Source organism: Planktothrix sp. FACHB-1355 (assembly GCF_014748295.1).
GTDB lineage: Bacteria > Cyanobacteriota > Cyanobacteriia > Cyanobacteriales > Aerosakkonemataceae > Aerosakkonema > Aerosakkonema funiforme_A.
This window is the reverse complement of the sequence record NZ_JACJUP010000034.1, coordinates 1-15616: the sequence shown is the minus strand read 5'-3', so window position 1 is coordinate 15616 and position 15616 is coordinate 1. Positions and strand designations below refer to the sequence as shown.

Here is a 15616-nt window from a genome sequence, read left to right as displayed (position 1 = left end):
GCAAAGTTTAAAACAGATAGCGATCCTGGTTCGCAGCAAGAAGATACCAGTGTTTGTTTTATTTACCCCCAATTATGATGATTTACTGCCAAACCCGAAACAGCCCAAGTATAAATCCGAGTTTTTACGGTTGCTAAAAAATTTACGAGTTCCTATGATTGACGCTCATGCGGTTTGGTCAACTTTACCACCTGGGACTGTAAAAACTTATTTTCGAGATTGGGTACACCTGACAGTGCCAGCGCATCAAGCGATCGCTCAAAAACTCTTCGATCGACTTTGCGTAGGTCGCCAGTTACCAGCCTGTTTACCCAAGAAGCCTCCGACTTCAGCGATCGTGCCTTAAAGAATCTTTTAATTATTTGCTTCCGTCAGTAATACCACGGTGGCGATATGTACAACCAGAAAATCTGTTTGCGTACCAACAGCAAAAATACGGGTTGGCAACCCCGATCTATATTTATACAGTCTCTTCCCCAGGATCTCCGGAATAATAAGTGAGGGTTTTGTAGACTTTATAGGTAAACTACTTTACCCGCAAAGGCACAACCTATGAGGGAAAGAGGGTCAGAGCTAAACAAGCTCAAAAGAAAGCTACCTAATTCCGAACGCAGCAAGATCGCTTGCTGTCTGAAGAATTAAAATTTCGCCTTTGAATTGCAAAACTACCCCGAAAGGGCTGATATCAGCTACAATCGGTCGCCTTGTGCCACAACCAATTGCACTGCCTTAAGTCCTTTCACCAAAACCAAAGGCTTGACCAGAAAGCGATACACCCCAGTGAGCTTTCGATTTGCCTACTCTGGGAACGGGGTATCCAACGGGGACATCTAAGTAAATTAATTCAGGGAAGGAGGTTTGAGATGCTAAAGATCCGGCTTCTCAAGACAGGTCTCCCCTTCTTTTGGTTGGGTATGAAAAAATAAATGGCTTCAGGGGAAGGGATGGCTCTAGTTGCGTCACTATTGTTTTGACCTCACGAAAGCTTTAGGGCATGATAAATGGGAATTCTACAAGGGGAACACAAGTTGTACCAGTTTTTGACTCACCGGCGAGGTGCCATAAGGAATGGAAATATTCCCAAACAGCAGCATTCAGTGAAACTATCTATTATTACCCAGTTTTATCCACCTGACTATGCCGCTACCGGACAGCTCATTGAAGAGCTAGCCTCGCAGTTGAGGCATTACGGTATGTACGTCCACATCTTCACAGGACAGCCAGGGTACGCCTTTCAAAAGGAAAGCGCTCCCAGCGAAGAATATAAGGACATGATGTCGATCAGGCGATCGCGCACATCTCGACTTTGGCCCAAACGAATACGCGGTAAAGCGGTCAACGGTCTGTTATTCTGTGTGCGATCGGCAGTCCACTTACTGAAAACCTCTTGGAGAGGCGATGTTTTACTCGTCACCACTGCACCGCCTTTCCTACCAATTTTGGGCTACTTAATTAATCTTTGGTTTGGATTGCCCTATGTATGTTTGCTGTATGATTTGTATCCCGATGTAGCGGTGGAACTGCAAGTCGTCCCCGTTCACCATTGGTTAGTTCGACTGTGGGATGTAATTAACCAACAAATTTGGAAAAACGCCCAAGGGGTAATAGTCCTCAGCCCCTCTATGAAACAGCGCATCGTCGCCAAGTGTCCGGAAGTCGCAGATAAAGTTGCCGTCATTCACAGTTGGGCCGATCCCGATATCATTGTCCCGATGCCCAAACAAGAAAACTGGTTCGCCCAAAAGTACAAGCTGGTAGATCAATTTACGGTTCTTTATTCCGGTAACATAGGGCGCTGTCACGATATGGAGACAATTGTGGAAGCGGCGGAACTTCTGCAAAACGAACCTATTCAATTTGTCTTTATTGGGGATGGCGCTAAGCGTCAAGCTTGTGAGGATAGAATCGCCGAGCTGGGTTTGACGAATTGTTTGTTTTTGCCTTACCAGCACAAGGAGAACCTTCCTTACTCGCTGACTGCTTGTGATTTATCTTTAGTCACGGTCAGTCCGGGAATGGAGGGATTGGTTGCTCCCAGCAAACTTTACGGTATTTTAGCGGCTGGGCGTCCGGTGGGAGTAATTTGTGAGGAACGTTCCTATTTACGCCAGCTGGTTGAAGAAGCGAAGTGCGGTGCTTCTTTCCGGAATAACGATGCTACCGGCTTGGCTAATTTTATTCGCCGTTTGGCTAGCGATAGCCAGTTAGCCGATCTCATGGGTAAAGCGGGTCGTTCCTACCTCAAATCCAACTTTACGCTGGACATTATTGCCCAAAAATATTCGGAGGTGTTGCTGGGTAAAGCCATAGTCACAGAACCAGAACCAACACCGCAAACACCGATCGTCGTTAATCAAGCTCACTAATAATTTCTTTGGCTTCGCAGATACCTGTTTCGGGGTCTGGCAGCAATTAAATATTTCGCCCCTACTCGTCTTGAGGATTGAGGCGAATCATCTCCCAAGTGGTGTAAGTTCCGATCGGACTCCAAATCGCGTAAGGAAGAAGTAACAAAGCTGCCCAGCCAGAAACAGTCCAGACTGTTATTGCTAAAATTACGCCCAAAATCGAACCAATAGCACCAATAATAGTGCCTACTTTGAGACTGCGAAGCCTAAACATAACAGGGGTGTAGGCTACGATCGCAATCTCCACGAGAATATAAAAGGCCATCAGCCACCACGTTTTAGCAGTTCCAGGGTCTTTTTCCCACACAATATAAGCTGACCAGCCCCCGCAAATAAAAATAAATGTCCAAATCAACGGAATAGCAAATTCAAATGTTAGCCATTGGGGACGCTGCAAGCGTTTGAACCACTTAACATCGCTAGGTGTAAACAAGTTGCTCCCCAGCGCAATTAATAAGCCTACCGCCGCAATTACCATCCAAGATTTAATCATTACCCTACCTTTACTTTTTGACGCCCACAGGCAACTTCTGTAACAATTGTCTCAAGTTAATAGCTGAGTTTAATCAGCCTGTGGTGATAATATTTATGGCATCTATCTTTAGATAGAAAATATACAAATTAAGCTCGGCTGTGTGGGCTTATTTTATGTTTTTTAGGAGTGCGATCGCTCTTTTCTTTTCACCGCAGATGAACACAGATAAACGCAGATGAAGAAAGAGCAAAGCGCGTTGCCAATCTAGTTTTCTATTGATAGATTTGAAACGAACATTATTGCCTCAATATGCGTGGGAGTAACAATTATTGTTTTACTTTTATTAGGTGTAAAATTTATAATTTTTACATTACATCTCACCTGGGAAAGAAATCCATCAGCTTTCCAGTGGATTTTAGCAATGTAATTGACACATTTGGCTAAATTAGCTAAAATTCAGAAATAGTCCATCCCGTCAAGGTTAGACAATCTGTAGTAATAAGAGGGCGAGACTTATGTCTGCCAGCATTGCACTAAATACAAGTGAGCTTCAGCAAATCTCCCAATCTAAAGAGATTAGATCTTTGGAACTATGGTTGCTTGCCCGAAAAATTAATAAAGCAGCAGTTATAGTTAAGAAGCAATGGCATAAGCTTTCTGAGGAAGACCGAGAAAAACTAAAAAGTTTAGCCTACAATTTGACTGATTATCGGACTGGTTTAAGTGGTGTAATTGCTAATTTTTTCAGTTTTGTTCGTCTAACAATAATAGTAGCCAATGGTCAAACAGATGCTCTTATTGCATACTGTAAAGCGATGAGTTTACTAATTGATAATATTTTTGAAGCTGTCGAGCGAGACGATCCTGAATATCAAGCAGTTTTATCCGATACATTACAGGAATTAACTTCTCATTCAGGTTCATCTAGTAAAGTTTTAAAGCCGGGAGAAACTCGTGGATGGTTGCGAAGCTTATCAGATCAAGCCCTTAACGAGGTTTGAAATTAGCTACAAGCAAATCATTAAGAAACATTACCGAAAAGACCAAAGAGCTAGGGATGCTTTTGAAGAGTTGGTTGATAGCTACATATCGCAACTCCAAGAAACTCCTAGCTCTAATGATATTTCGGATGATGAGGGATTTCCTAAAGGAGAATACAGCCAAGATTTTGAATTTAGAAAAATTAGGTTTAGCTTACCAGGTTTACGGGGACAAGCTAAGTATGGTCGTTTAATGTATGTTGTTTACAAACCAAAATGTTTTGTTTACTTGATGTGGATATATACTCATGAGGAGTTTGGTGGTAAGAATAAAACTAATAAAAGACCTCCAGACCCGGATTTAAAAAGAGAATTTAATTTGATAAAGGAAGATATAGAAGATAATAATAATTTTGAAGAAGATATAGAAGTGGGGGAAACAGAAAAAGATTAGTTTCTGGTTGTTTGGTGAGTGTGATCGATCTTTTCTTTTAACCGCAGATGAACACAGATGAAGAAATAACGATCTCACTTTAATATTTTTCAAGTCACCAATCCTTTCTTTCAAAAATCGGTTTTAATGAGGTGTCAACTATAATACCACCATGTTGCTCTCATATATTTTTAACCAAAAAACAGGTAGATGTCCTTTCGTTGACTTATCAAGATTGAAAATTAGACTTTTGGATTTTTTCCAAACGAAAACACCACCAAAAAAGCCTGATTAATTTCTACTAATCCATCAAACATCTTGTTGACTGAGTTAGTAATATCACCGATTAGCTCAACTCCTGCTGCGTGTAAAGAAGCTCTTTAATCACTCTCACAACATCATAAAGTTCATTACCTTGGGGGTTAAAAAATGTAAATTTCCTTGACAAATGGTATTGCCTATGTTAAGTTGTTTTTTGTTTATTTTTGAGGGAAATACTTATGAATAATATAAAAATTTATACTTTTTATAATAATAAAGGCGGTGTTGGTAAAACAACTCTTTGTTCTAATGCAGCAACCCTCTATGCAAAAAAACACCCAAATACCCAAGTATTAGTTATTGATATGTGTCCGCAAGCGAATATATCACAATTTTTGCTTGGAGGCGGAAGGAAAGGCTATGAAAATAATCAAAAATTACAATCTTCATTTACGAGAAGAAATATAGTTGGCTTTATAGATTGGCTTCTTAAAGGAAATGCAAATTTCCGAACACCTAAAACTTCTTATAAGGTTCAAATTTCTCCTTACAATAGTTATATTACTAATAATTTATATTTGATAGCTGGTGACTCATTTTTAGAGTCTTTTTCGTTGGCATTAAACTATGCTGTGATTAATCCTGCTAATACCAAGGCGTGGCTAGAGTATATGACGGCTATAAAAAGATTATGCGTCTATGAATTCGCCCAAAACCAATATGAAAATATGGTTGTTTTTATAGATTGCAACCCCAGCTTTTCCATATACACCCAAATGGCTTTAGTGTCTTCAGATAAATTAGTAATTCCAATGATGGCAGACTTCAGTTCACTCGAAGGAATTAAAGGTTTATTCATGTTGCTTTTTGGAAAATATCCTTCGGCGGCTTTAAAAAAGTATGCTGATGATGTAATTACTTTTAATAAACAAGTAGATTCTTTTAATTTGCAATTGCCTGTGATTTGGGAATTCGTATTCAATAACTATACCATTAAACATGGAGTTGCCGCAGCTTTTGAATCTATTAAAACGGAGCTAAATACTTTTTGCTACGAGCAATTCCAACAATTTCCATTATTATTTGCAAAGTGCGACCCCAGTCCTACTTGTATTACTGAATGGGAAAAATGTTATGTTTCAGGTATAAAAGATTTTCATACATCAGGTAAAGTATCGTCATCTCTTGGAATACCGATGTTTCTACTTCCAAATCAGTCTAAATATGCAATGCCCAATGGAAGAAATGTTAAACTTCCTACGAGTAACTACGAACAAGCTTTACAAGAAATAGAAAAGTTTGTAGACAAACTTAGCTAAAGTTAGCAATTTGATCGTTTATATTCAAATAGTAAGGTGAGCTTTGGCTCACCCTACCATTTTACCCAAACAGTCCACCAAAAAAGTCGATCGCCTCCTTTAACGCCGCAATAAACACATCAATCTCTTCCCGCGTGTTGTAGAAATACAAACTCGCTCTCGCAGTCGATTGCGCTTTGATATAACGGTGCAAAGGTTGAGTGCAATGATGTCCGGCGCGAATGGCAATTCCTGCTTGATCTAATATCGTTGATAAGTCGTGCGGATGGACTTCTCCAGCAGTGAAAGCAGCGAGTGCAGCTCTACCTTCGCCGTTACGATCGGGCTGTGGGCCATAAGTTTGGATTTGCGGAATTTGTCGCAATTGTTCAAATAAATAAGCTGTCAATTCTGCTTCGTAAGCGTGGATTTTATCCATGCCAATATTTGTGAGATAATCGACAGCAGCACCGAGCCCTATTGCTTCGGCGATCGCAGGTGTTCCGGCTTCAAATTTATGGGGTAAATCTGCATAAGTAGAATGGTCTAAAAACACATCGGCAATCATTTCGCCACCACCCATAAATGGAGGCATTGCCTTCAGTATTTCTCGCTTACCGTAGAGGAAACCGATACCAGTTGGCCCGCACATTTTGTGACCGGAAGCTACTAGCCAATCGCAATCGATCGCACGCACGTCGATCGGCATATGCGGAACGGCTTGGCAAGCATCAATTAATACTTTTGCTCCGTAGTGGTGAGCGATTTCGCTAATTTCTTTAACTGGATTAATGCACCCCAGCGTGTTGGAAACGTAAACGGTAGAAACCAGTTTTGTCTTATCGGAAACCAGTGTTTTGAATTGTTCCAAATCGAATTCTTGGTTTTGTGTCAGTTCCACAAACTTCAGCACTGCGCCTGTAGTTTTGGCTACAAGTTGCCAAGGAACTAAATTGCTGTGATGTTCCATCACCGAGAGAATCACTTCATCACCCGGTTGCAAACTTGTCAATCCCCAAGCATAAGCTACCAAATTAATTGCCTCGGAAGCATTGCGGGCGTAGATAATTTCTTGAGGTAAAGCTGCATTGACAAATTTGGCAATTTTTACCCGCGATCCTTCATAAGCATCTGTAGCTTTGGCGCTGAGAGTGTGGACGCCGCGATGTACGTTAGAATTGTACTGTTCGTAGTAATTTCGCAGTGCGTCGAGAACGGCGACGGGCTTTTGAGAAGTAGCGGCGTTGTCCAAGTAAACTAAAGGTTTACCGTTGACTTCTTGGTGTAAAATTGGGAAGTCAGCACGAACGCGATCGGCTAATGTTTTTTCTTGAGTGACAGTCATGGTGTTTGGTAATTGGTGACTGGTGAAGGTAATTGCAAATTTTATATTTCAGATTGCAGATTTAAAAATTAAATTTGCAATCTGAAATTTGCAATCTAAATTCCACTATTAAATCGCTCGACAAGCAACGCACTGAGAAAGCATTGTTTCCACGGAAGTCAGCGGAATTAGGTTAATAATTTCCGCCGCAAAAGCATCAACCAGCAAATTGTAGGCGCTGACTTTATCTAAACCGCGACTTTGCAGGTAGAAGATTTCCTCATCATCCAACTGACTCACCGTTGCGCCGTGCGTACATTTGACGTTATCGGCAATAATTTCCAGTTGGGGTTTTGTATCGACTCTCGCTTTTGGCGAAAGCAGCAAATTGCGGTTGAGTTGTCCCGCATCTGTCAGTTGCGCTGCTTTGGCGACAAAGACTCTACCATTGAATACAATATGAGAGCGATCGCTTGCGATATTCTTCTGCAACTGACGAGTCGTACTGTGGGGACAATTCAGAACTATCTCGCTGTGAGTATCCGCCAACTGTTCCCCAGAAATCATCGTCAAACCGTTGAGAGTGGTTTCGGTTTGTTCGCCAGTTTGGAATATTTCTAAATTATGGCGAGATATTTTCCCACCCATATTAATCGCATTGCAAGTATAGCGACTGTAACGCGCTTGGCTTACAGCAGTTTTGCCAATGTGAAAAGCTACCTTACTATCTCGCTGAATGCGACTGTGGTTAACTTGGGCATTTTCTTCAGCCCAAATTTCCGTTACCGTATTCACAAAGTAGGGATTAGCATTGTTTACACACCAGTCACTAATTGTCAAGTAATCTTCAACCAAAGTTACTTGACTGTTAGTTTCTGCTACCACCAAACAGCGCGGCTGAGAAATAATCGGCGATTCGCTTAGCGTAGAGATAAACAGTAGATGGATAGGCGTTTCCACGATTTGATTTCTCGCCACCCATACGACTGCTGCATCTGTAAATCCCGCCGTATTGAGGGCGGTGAAAACTTCAACTGCACCTTGTTGCTTGCCCAAATAATTTGGTAAACGCGAAAGATAATTTTCAGGTAATTGGGTTAAATTACCAACGAATAAACCACTTGGGATATTAGCAACTGAAGACAGTTGAGGCGCATAAACGCCATTGACAAAAACCAACCGACTGTCTGCTGCTTCCGAGAAAATCAGCGGTTTAATATCGGATAAAGGTAGAGATGGAATTGCACTCGTTTCCGGTAGCTGAAAATTCACCTGCAACAAAGGCGAAATATCGGTAAAGCGCCACGCCTCATCCCTTGTGGTAGGGAAAGTGTGTTCGAGGACAACAGATGATGCGCGATCGCGCAATTCCTCTATCTCCCTCCCCGCAGGCGAAGATAATTGGGGTGAGGTAGATTTATAAACCCGATCTAACAACTCCCCCAGATACGCATCCCTATTTGTAGAAGTTAAAACTTGACTACTCATCGCGCCGCCACCTCAGCTTCTTCTTCCCGCACCCAATCATAACCGCGTGCTTCCAATTCCAGCGCCAACTCCTTAGTTCCGCTAGTAATAATTCTGCCGCTTTCCATCACATGAACAAAATCCGGCACAATGTAATCAAGCAACCGCTGATAGTGAGTAATCATCAAAGTCGCATTATCGGGTTTTGCCAACTGGTTAACCCCATTCGCCACAATTTTCAGCGCGTCGATATCCAAACCAGAATCAGTTTCATCCAGAATTGCTAACTTCGGTTCCAGCAGCGCCATTTGCAGAATCTCATTCCGCTTTTTCTCACCACCAGAAAAACCTTCATTCACACTGCGACTCAAAAAAGCCGGATTCATCTTTACCACTTCCAGCTTTTCTTGAATTAATTCATCAAAATCAAACGCATCTAATTCCTCTAAACCCTGACTCTTGCGGCGGGAATTATAAGCAACGCGCAGAAAATCTAAATTACTCACACCCGGAATTTCTAACGGGTATTGAAAAGCCAAAAATACACCACCTCGCGCCCGTTCTTCCGGTTCCATTTCCAGAAGATTTTGTCCCTGAAAAATCACCTCACCGCCAGTCACCTCATAAGCGGGATGTCCAGCCAAAACCTTCGAGAACGTACTCTTCCCCGAACCATTTGGCCCCATAATGGCATGAACTTCTCCCGCCTTAATTTCCAAATTCACACCCTTCAGAATTTGATTCCCATCAACATTCGCCGTCAGATTGCGAACTGACAGAATCACCTCACTATTCTCAATAATCATTGTTGCTCTCTTCTTCCTTCGCGACCTTCGCGTCTTCGTGGTTCGTTATTGAATTTCACACATAAAGTAGGCAATGCCACCTTACAAAATATTTTGTGGATATTTTGTGGCACAGGCGTCTCGCCTGTGACTCAATTGCTAGCAGGCAAGATGCCTGCCCCACAAGAATTACCCTACACTTCCTTCCAATTTCAGACTCAACAATCTGTCAGCTTCCACAGCAAATTCCATCGGCAATTGATTGAAGACATCCTTACAGAAACCGCTAATCATCATCGAGATAGCATCTTCTTGGGAAATGCCTCGTTGCGAGAAGTAGAATAATTGGTCTTCCCCAATCTTGGAAGTAGATGCCTCATGCTCAACTTTACCGATGTTATTCTGCACTTGAATGTAAGGGAAAGTATTCGCTTGGGCATTATCGCCAATCAGCATTGAGTCGCACTGGGAATAATTTCTTGCACCTTCTGCTTTTGGGCCAATTTTCACTAAGCCGCGATAACTATTTTGGGAATTTCCAGCAGAAATACCTTTGGAAATAATCGTGCTGCGGGTGTTTTTGCCGACGTGGATCATCTTGGTTCCTGTATCGGCTTGCTGTTTGTGATTGGTTAGCGCTACCGAGTAGAATTCTCCCACAGAATTATCACCTACCAGCACGCAACTGGGATATTTCCAAGTAATAGCCGAACCAGTTTCTACCTGCGTCCAAGAAATCTTGGAATTGACTCCTTGGCACAGTCCCCGCTTGGTGACAAAGTTGTAGATACCGCCTTTGCCATTTTCATCGCCAGCGTACCAGTTTTGCACTGTGGAATATTTGATTTCGGCGTTATCTAAAGCGACTAATTCTACTACCGCTGCGTGCAATTGGTTGGTGTCAAACATGGGAGCGGTACAGCCTTCCAAATATGACACATAGCTACCTTCTTCTGCTATAATCAGCGTCCGCTCAAACTGCCCGGAGTCGCCTGTGTTGATGCGGAAGTAGGTGGACAATTCCATCGGACAGCGAGTGTTCTTGGGTATGTAAACGAAGGAACCATCGCTGAAGACGGCTGAGTTGAGGGCGGCGTAGTAATTATCTGCGATCGGCACTACGCTGCCAAGGTATTTCTGTACCAACTCTGGATATTCTTTCAAAGCTTCCGAGATGGAACAGAAGATCACCCCTTCCTTCGCTAGCTTTTCCTTGAAGGTAGTCGCGACGGAAACGCTATCGAAGATGGCGTCTACTGCTACGTTAGAAAGGCGCTTTTGCTCGGATAGGGGAATGCCCAACTTCTCAAAGGTTTCCAACAAGGCAGGGTCTACTTCCTCCAAGCTGTTGAGCTTTTTGGGCTTTTGCTTGGGAGCCGAGTAATAGATAATATCTTGATAATTAATTGGTGGATATTTTACTTGGGGCCAGGTTGGCTCAGCCATCTTCAGCCATTGCCGGTATGCTTTGAGGCGAAACTCCAGCATGAATTCTGGCTCGTTTTTCTTGGCTGAGATCAGACGAATGATATCCTCGTTAAGACCGCGAGGAATAACGTCTGCCTCGATATCGGTGACAAAGCCGTATTTGTAAGGCTGATTTACTAAGGTTTTGACGGTGGCACTCATGTTTATCGTGTTCTCTCGTGTTCTAAACAAATTTCTAAGGACGGCAGATGTGTGGGCTGCGATCGCGCTGGTCAGGTTGGGTGCCAACACTTGCCCCCAGGCATTACAATAGACTTAAACAACAAATTTGTTGCTCAACTCTATTTTAAAGTACATTAACAACAAATAAGTTGTCAAAGTCAAATTGAGATTCTTGACTTATCGCCAGCCACCATGACCACTACTCAGCAACCCTCCACTCCCTCTACTCCCTCTACTCCCTCTACTAAAGAAGACATCCTGCAACATTTGATGAAGCGGGGTCAAGCAACGGCGCAGGAGTTGGCCGATTCGCTGGACATCAGCCCGCAAGCCATTCGCCGCCATCTCAAGGATTTAGAAGCAGAAGAGCTGATCGAGTATCAATCGGTACAGGTGGGGATGGGGCGTCCCCAGCACGTCTATCGTTTGAGTCACAAGGGACGCGATCGCTTCCCCAACAGTCACGGTAGATTTGCAGTTGCTCTCCTAGATACAATGGCGGAAACCCTCGGTCACGAGCAGGTAGATCTAATACTACACAAACAATGGGAGCGCAAGGCACTGGAATATCGCGATCGCGTCGGTACGGGTTCCCTCCAAGAGCGCGTCCTCAAGTTAGCAGAACTACGTAAAGCCGAAGGCTATATGACCGACTGGTATCCTATAGAAACTGATGGTGCCAAAAATGGCAATTGCTTCCAATTCATGTTCATCGAGCATCATTGCGCCATTTCTGACGTTGCCGAATCTTTCCCCAGTGTTTGCAGCCACGAACTAGATATGTTTGTAGGTATTTTCCCCGATTGTACGGTCGAGCGTACCCACTGGCTCATTAATGGAGAACATCGCTGCGGTTATATGATCGCAAAAAAAACTAAAATTTAAAAAGTTATATGAACGCACCACAACAACCCGGAACTCAATTTTTAACTCTAGAAGAATCAGCCAAAGTTGATGCTGCTCTCTTAGCTTCTCACGAGAAGTTTTTAACCAGATTAACTATTTCATCTTTAAAGTTGTTGAAACATATCGCCCAAGAGTACGGCGTTACTGTTGAAGATTTGACAGCCGCACAAATCATCGCCTGGTTTGAAAAAGATGGGAAAATACGCCGAGAGCAAGGTAGCGAGGCAGCTTTTTTAAAGTGGTAAATTTTGATTAGCGTTTTTATTTGCCACGCGATCGCTCTCGCATTTCTACCAAAGCGAACCCGCCGATACAGTCAGATTTTGCATCGTAATTCCAAAAGCTTCATCGCGACAGAGAAATAACGCTAATGCGCCAATTTCTTGAGGCTGAATCATCCTCTTCTGGGGATTAGATTGTATTGTGGCACTAATGTAATCTTCTAAACTCTGGCCACTGCTTTCGGCCAGTTCTGCCATCCAGTTTTTCCCCAAATCGGTTTCAACCCAACCCGGACTGATTGCATTACAGGAAACGCCGTGAGGGGCACCTTCCAAGGCCACACAGCGGGTTAAAGCTACGACTGCCGCTTTGGAAGTACAATAGGCAGGATTCGTGGCAGAACCGACTGAGGCAGCAGTCGAGGCAATATTGATAATCCGACCCCATCGGCGCGAAATCATTCCCGGCAGACAAAGCTTGATGGTGCGATAGGCACCATTGAGGTTAATATCGATGACTTGATGCCATAGCTCGTCGGGATGTCCGCATATTGTCTGTTCTAGACCGATTCCCGCAGAATTGGCTAGGATATCTACTTTACCGAAGTTTTCTACTACAGCATCGTAAAAAGCTTGCACCGAGTCAGTAGATGTCACATCAAGGTCGATCGCCAGCGCCCTAACTCCCCGTGCTTCAATTTCCGCTTTGCACCGACTCGTGCTAGCAGTACGAGAGCCGATCGCCACATCAGCCCCACCTTCCGCAAAAGCGAGAGCCATAGCCCTGCCCATACCAGAAGCTCCGCCCGTTACCATAGCGACACGACCTGTCAGAAATTTTTCTTTACTCATCTAAAATTATGGGTAAAAACCCCGTCGCCCTACGACGGCTTTAATTTGGCAATATTTCGCTATATACTGAACATATAGCAAAATTAAGCAAATATATTCGCCACTCAGAAAAACCAACTCAGAAGACTTAGCAAGCAGGAGTTCAATGCTTACGAGTGCTTTGTGTCGCCTGAGCAAGAATCTTTTTAACGTGGCACTGTACGAATGTTGTTTAGATTAAATTGAAATTAGAAATGTAGATAAGAAGTTTGAAAGCAAGCGCAAGTTCCGCTGATGCGATCGCACTATAGGCAATGGACAATTAAAATTGCAGTGGATACCAGCGAGAGAAAACTACTGTGAGTCTAAAGCTATATTTCCTGCGCCACGGACAAACGGGATGCAGCCAGCAAAACTTTTTCTGCGGTTCGATAGACCCAGAATTAACGCCAGACGGCTATGAAATGGCAAAGGCTTTTGCAGCGTTCTACCGTTTTTTACCCTGGAAAGCTATCTACTCCAGTCCGATGGGACGTACCAAGGCGACGGCGCAACCTCTATGCGACGCGATCGAAATGGAAATGCAACTGCGGGATGGTTTGAAAGAAATCAACTATGGCAAGTGGGAAGGTTTACCGCCGGAAACAGTCGATCGCGAATACCACGACGACTACATTCGTTGGACAGCAGATCCCGCTTGGTATCCACCGACTGAAGGGGAACCTGCTGTTGCGATCGCGCACCGTTCCTTACAAGTAATCGAAGAAATCAAACAGCGCTACAACAACGGCAATGTTTTAATTGTCTCCCACAAAGCTACCATCCGCATTATCTTGTGCAGCCTCCTGGGAATTGACGTAGGGCGCTTCCGCTATCGCATCGGATGTCCCGTGGGATCGGTCAGTATCGTTGAATTTGGCTCTCAGGGGCCATTATTGCACGCACTGGCCGATCGCACCCATCTAGACGAGCGTTTGCGTAACTTACCCGGTACTTAGGGGCTAGGGACTAGGGGCTAGGGGCTAGGGAAGAAGGGGGAGTGGGAGAATAAATCTTTTCCCTTTTCCCTTTCCCATCTCCCTCTAACTCTTCTTTTTGACTTTTAACTTTTGACTTTTGACTTTTTCCCTCTTCCCTAGCCCCTAGCCCCTAGCCCCTAGCCCCTAGTCTCCCAGACAAATACCCAAACCTCGTGCAGTTTTGACGAGAGTACCGTTGAGATCTACAGCTCGGTATTGCGCGATCGCCTCTGCTATTGGCACATCGACAACTTGGCGGTTTTGCCAGCTTACCATGCGATCGTACTTACCCTCTGCGATCAGATCTACTGCCGCCACACCAAAAGCAGAAGCAGTCAATCGATCCAGCGGCGAAGGCGTTCCGCCTCTTTGGATGTGTCCCAAAACTGTGACTCGCGTTTCCGCATTGCTACAGGCACAGATTTTATCAGACAAATATTGCCCGATCCCACCCAATCGACATTGCCCCAAGCGATTGGTACTCATTACAGGTTCGCCTTCCTCAGTGCGAACAGCCTCCGACACCACTATCAAAGAGTAATTCTTACCCTGAGACTGGCGATCGTAAATTTTTTGGCACACATTGGCAATTTGATAGGGAATTTCTGGAATCAGGATCACATCCGCACCCCCAGCAATTCCCGCACTGATGGCGATGTGTCCCGCATCGCGCCCCATCACTTCCAGGATCATCACCCGACTGTGACTGGCAGCGGTAAAATGCAACCTATCCAGTGCTTCTGTGGCAATGTTGACCGCAGTATCAAAACCGATCGAATGCTCGGTACTTCCTAAGTCATTATCAATAGTTTTGGGTATAGCAACAAGATTGAGGTTGCCTTGCTGGGCCAATTTTCTTAAAATAGCCAAACTGCCGTCGCCACCAATACCGATGATGGCGTCCAAACCAAGCTGATGGTAACCGGCGATAATATCTTCCGAGCGATCGCGCACAGTTCCATCCGACATCGGGAAAGCAAATGGGTCTCCCTTGTTTGTCGTTCCCAATACCGTACCGCCCGCCGTGAGCAAATTATCAACCTTATCCAAATCAAGGGGTATAAATTGAGGCGGATCGCTCATCAATCCTTGCGTAGCTTGACGGATTCCCAAAACTTTCCAGTCGTAGGTACCTACAGCGCGACACACAACGGCGCGAATCACAGCATTCAAGCCAGCGCAGTCGCCTCCGCTGGTTAAAATTCCAATCCGTTTTTGTTCTCCCATATTATCTCTTCTAGATTCAGTCTTTAATTAGTCAAGCAGTAATTTGTAGAGAAGTGGCGATCGCTTAATTATTTTATTGGTATTTCCCCACCTACAAATCTTGACCTACTCATTGCCTCTTTGGGGTGATAATCTCAGGGTTGTCCGATTATATCTGAAGCTCAACTGCAAAAAGTATTCTATGATTCCCATCATTTCTACCATTCCTCTACTACAGCTTGCTTCTGGCGATCGCCTCCACCTCCAAGTATATCAATTCCTTGGCGCTCAACCGGGTAAAAAAGCATACCTTCAAGCCAATTTACATGGAGCGGAAATAGTTGGCAATGCT

At 43.9% G+C, this 15616-nt stretch carries 14 protein-coding genes and 2 pseudogenes; 9 read left to right on the top strand and 7 right to left on the bottom strand.

The window, feature by feature from the left end; translation table 11 throughout:
• A pseudogene (locus tag H6S82_RS03590) lies at nt 1–346 on the top strand (SGNH/GDSL hydrolase family protein); the annotation flags it as partial.
• 655 nt (nt 347–1001) lie between these two features.
• Entirely contained in the window at nt 1002–2366 is a 1365-nt protein-coding gene (locus H6S82_RS03585) for a glycosyltransferase family 4 protein (RefSeq protein ID WP_190461377.1), read from the top strand.
• 61 nt (nt 2367–2427) lie between these two features.
• Here the strand turns inward: H6S82_RS03585 and H6S82_RS03580 are convergent, their stop codons facing one another.
• Nucleotides 2428–2901 (bottom strand): TspO/MBR family protein, encoded by a 474-nt coding sequence (locus H6S82_RS03580; protein ID WP_190461379.1) that lies wholly within the window; start codon nt 2899–2901, stop codon nt 2428–2430.
• A 497-nt stretch (nt 2902–3398) separates the two neighbouring features.
• Between H6S82_RS03580 and H6S82_RS03575 the strand changes: the two genes are divergently transcribed.
• The 3 genes from H6S82_RS03575 to H6S82_RS03565 all read left to right on the top strand — a co-directional run bounded on the left by H6S82_RS03575 (nt 3399) and on the right by H6S82_RS03565 (nt 5876).
• Nucleotides 3399–3884 (top strand): hypothetical protein, encoded by a 486-nt coding sequence (locus tag H6S82_RS03575; RefSeq protein WP_190461381.1) that lies wholly within the window; start codon nt 3399–3401, stop codon nt 3882–3884.
• Entirely contained in the window at nt 3838–4317 is a 480-nt protein-coding gene (locus H6S82_RS03570; protein WP_190461383.1) for a hypothetical protein, read from the top strand. The genes H6S82_RS03575 and H6S82_RS03570 overlap by 47 nt, the downstream gene beginning before the upstream one ends.
• Nucleotides 4318–4796: 479 nt before the next feature.
• A complete protein-coding gene (locus tag H6S82_RS03565) occupies nt 4797–5876 on the top strand; it encodes a ParA family protein (RefSeq protein ID WP_190461385.1) in 1080 nt (359 codons plus the stop codon).
• A gap of 61 nt (nt 5877–5937) precedes the next feature.
• Here the strand turns inward: H6S82_RS03565 and H6S82_RS03560 are convergent, their stop codons facing one another.
• From H6S82_RS03560 to sufB, 4 genes are all read right to left on the bottom strand, one after another.
• Nucleotides 5938–7200 (bottom strand): SufS family cysteine desulfurase, encoded by a 1263-nt coding sequence (locus H6S82_RS03560; protein WP_190461387.1) that lies wholly within the window; start codon nt 7198–7200, stop codon nt 5938–5940.
• A gap of 108 nt (nt 7201–7308) precedes the next feature.
• Complete coding sequence (sufD, locus tag H6S82_RS03555; protein ID WP_190461390.1) at nt 7309–8667, bottom strand: Fe-S cluster assembly protein SufD; 1359 nt, start codon at nt 8665–8667, stop codon at nt 7309–7311.
• The gene (sufC, locus tag H6S82_RS03550) at nt 8664–9452 is read right to left on the bottom strand and encodes a Fe-S cluster assembly ATPase SufC (protein ID WP_190461392.1); all 789 of its coding nucleotides are present in this window, start codon (nt 9450–9452) and stop codon (nt 8664–8666) included. The genes sufD and sufC overlap by 4 nt, the downstream gene beginning before the upstream one ends.
• A gap of 168 nt (nt 9453–9620) precedes the next feature.
• Nucleotides 9621–11060: a Fe-S cluster assembly protein SufB gene (gene sufB / locus H6S82_RS03545; protein ID WP_190461394.1), complete on the bottom strand. Its 1440-nt coding sequence runs from the start codon at nt 11058–11060 to the stop codon at nt 9621–9623.
• A gap of 213 nt (nt 11061–11273) precedes the next feature.
• Between sufB and sufR the strand changes: the two genes are divergently transcribed.
• Nucleotides 11274–11966, top strand: a complete 693-nt coding sequence (gene sufR / locus H6S82_RS03540) for an iron-sulfur cluster biosynthesis transcriptional regulator SufR (RefSeq protein ID WP_190461396.1) — start codon at nt 11274–11276, stop codon at nt 11964–11966.
• A gap of 8 nt (nt 11967–11974) precedes the next feature.
• The gene (locus tag H6S82_RS03535; RefSeq protein WP_190461398.1) at nt 11975–12232 is read left to right on the top strand and encodes a hypothetical protein; all 258 of its coding nucleotides are present in this window, start codon (nt 11975–11977) and stop codon (nt 12230–12232) included.
• A 45-nt stretch (nt 12233–12277) separates the two neighbouring features.
• On the opposite strand, the gene H6S82_RS03530 is transcribed toward H6S82_RS03535, so the two are convergent.
• Entirely contained in the window at nt 12278–13060 is a 783-nt protein-coding gene (locus tag H6S82_RS03530; RefSeq protein WP_190461400.1) for an SDR family oxidoreductase, read from the bottom strand.
• A gap of 338 nt (nt 13061–13398) precedes the next feature.
• On the opposite strand from H6S82_RS03530, the gene H6S82_RS03525 reads away from it, so the two are divergent.
• The gene (locus tag H6S82_RS03525) at nt 13399–14037 is read left to right on the top strand and encodes a histidine phosphatase family protein (protein WP_190461402.1); all 639 of its coding nucleotides are present in this window, start codon (nt 13399–13401) and stop codon (nt 14035–14037) included.
• A 165-nt stretch (nt 14038–14202) separates the two neighbouring features.
• Here H6S82_RS03525 and H6S82_RS03520 read toward each other — a convergent pair whose 3' ends face one another.
• Nucleotides 14203–15285: an ATP-dependent 6-phosphofructokinase gene (locus H6S82_RS03520; RefSeq protein ID WP_190461404.1), complete on the bottom strand. Its 1083-nt coding sequence runs from the start codon at nt 15283–15285 to the stop codon at nt 14203–14205.
• 181 nt (nt 15286–15466) lie between these two features.
• On the opposite strand from H6S82_RS03520, the pseudogene H6S82_RS33255 reads away from it, so the two are divergent.
• Nucleotides 15467–15616, top strand: a pseudogene (locus H6S82_RS33255) (succinylglutamate desuccinylase); the annotation flags it as partial.

What these genes read in the sequence shown, in the direction of transcription:
- H6S82_RS03585 (WP_190461377.1), top strand. Translation starts at nt 1,002, where the DNA reads ATGGGAATTCTACAAGGGGAACACAAGTTGTACCAGTTTTTGACTCAC.
- H6S82_RS03580 (WP_190461379.1), bottom strand. Translation starts at nt 2,901, where the DNA reads ATGATTAAATCTTGGATGGTAATTGCGGCGGTAGGCTTATTAATTGCG.
- H6S82_RS03575 (WP_190461381.1), top strand. Translation starts at nt 3,399, where the DNA reads ATGTCTGCCAGCATTGCACTAAATACAAGTGAGCTTCAGCAAATCTCC.
- H6S82_RS03565 (WP_190461385.1), top strand. Translation starts at nt 4,797, where the DNA reads ATGAATAATATAAAAATTTATACTTTTTATAATAATAAAGGCGGTGTT.
- H6S82_RS03560 (WP_190461387.1), bottom strand. Translation starts at nt 7,200, where the DNA reads ATGACTGTCACTCAAGAAAAAACATTAGCCGATCGCGTTCGTGCTGAC.
- sufD (WP_190461390.1), bottom strand. Translation starts at nt 8,667, where the DNA reads ATGAGTAGTCAAGTTTTAACTTCTACAAATAGGGATGCGTATCTGGGG.
- sufC (WP_190461392.1), bottom strand. Translation starts at nt 9,452, where the DNA reads ATGATTATTGAGAATAGTGAGGTGATTCTGTCAGTTCGCAATCTGACG.
- sufB (WP_190461394.1), bottom strand. Translation starts at nt 11,060, where the DNA reads ATGAGTGCCACCGTCAAAACCTTAGTAAATCAGCCTTACAAATACGGC.
- sufR (WP_190461396.1), top strand. Translation starts at nt 11,274, where the DNA reads ATGACCACTACTCAGCAACCCTCCACTCCCTCTACTCCCTCTACTCCC.
- H6S82_RS03535 (WP_190461398.1), top strand. Translation starts at nt 11,975, where the DNA reads ATGAACGCACCACAACAACCCGGAACTCAATTTTTAACTCTAGAAGAA.
- H6S82_RS03530 (WP_190461400.1), bottom strand. Translation starts at nt 13,060, where the DNA reads ATGAGTAAAGAAAAATTTCTGACAGGTCGTGTCGCTATGGTAACGGGC.
- H6S82_RS03520 (WP_190461404.1), bottom strand. Translation starts at nt 15,285, where the DNA reads ATGGGAGAACAAAAACGGATTGGAATTTTAACCAGCGGAGGCGACTGC.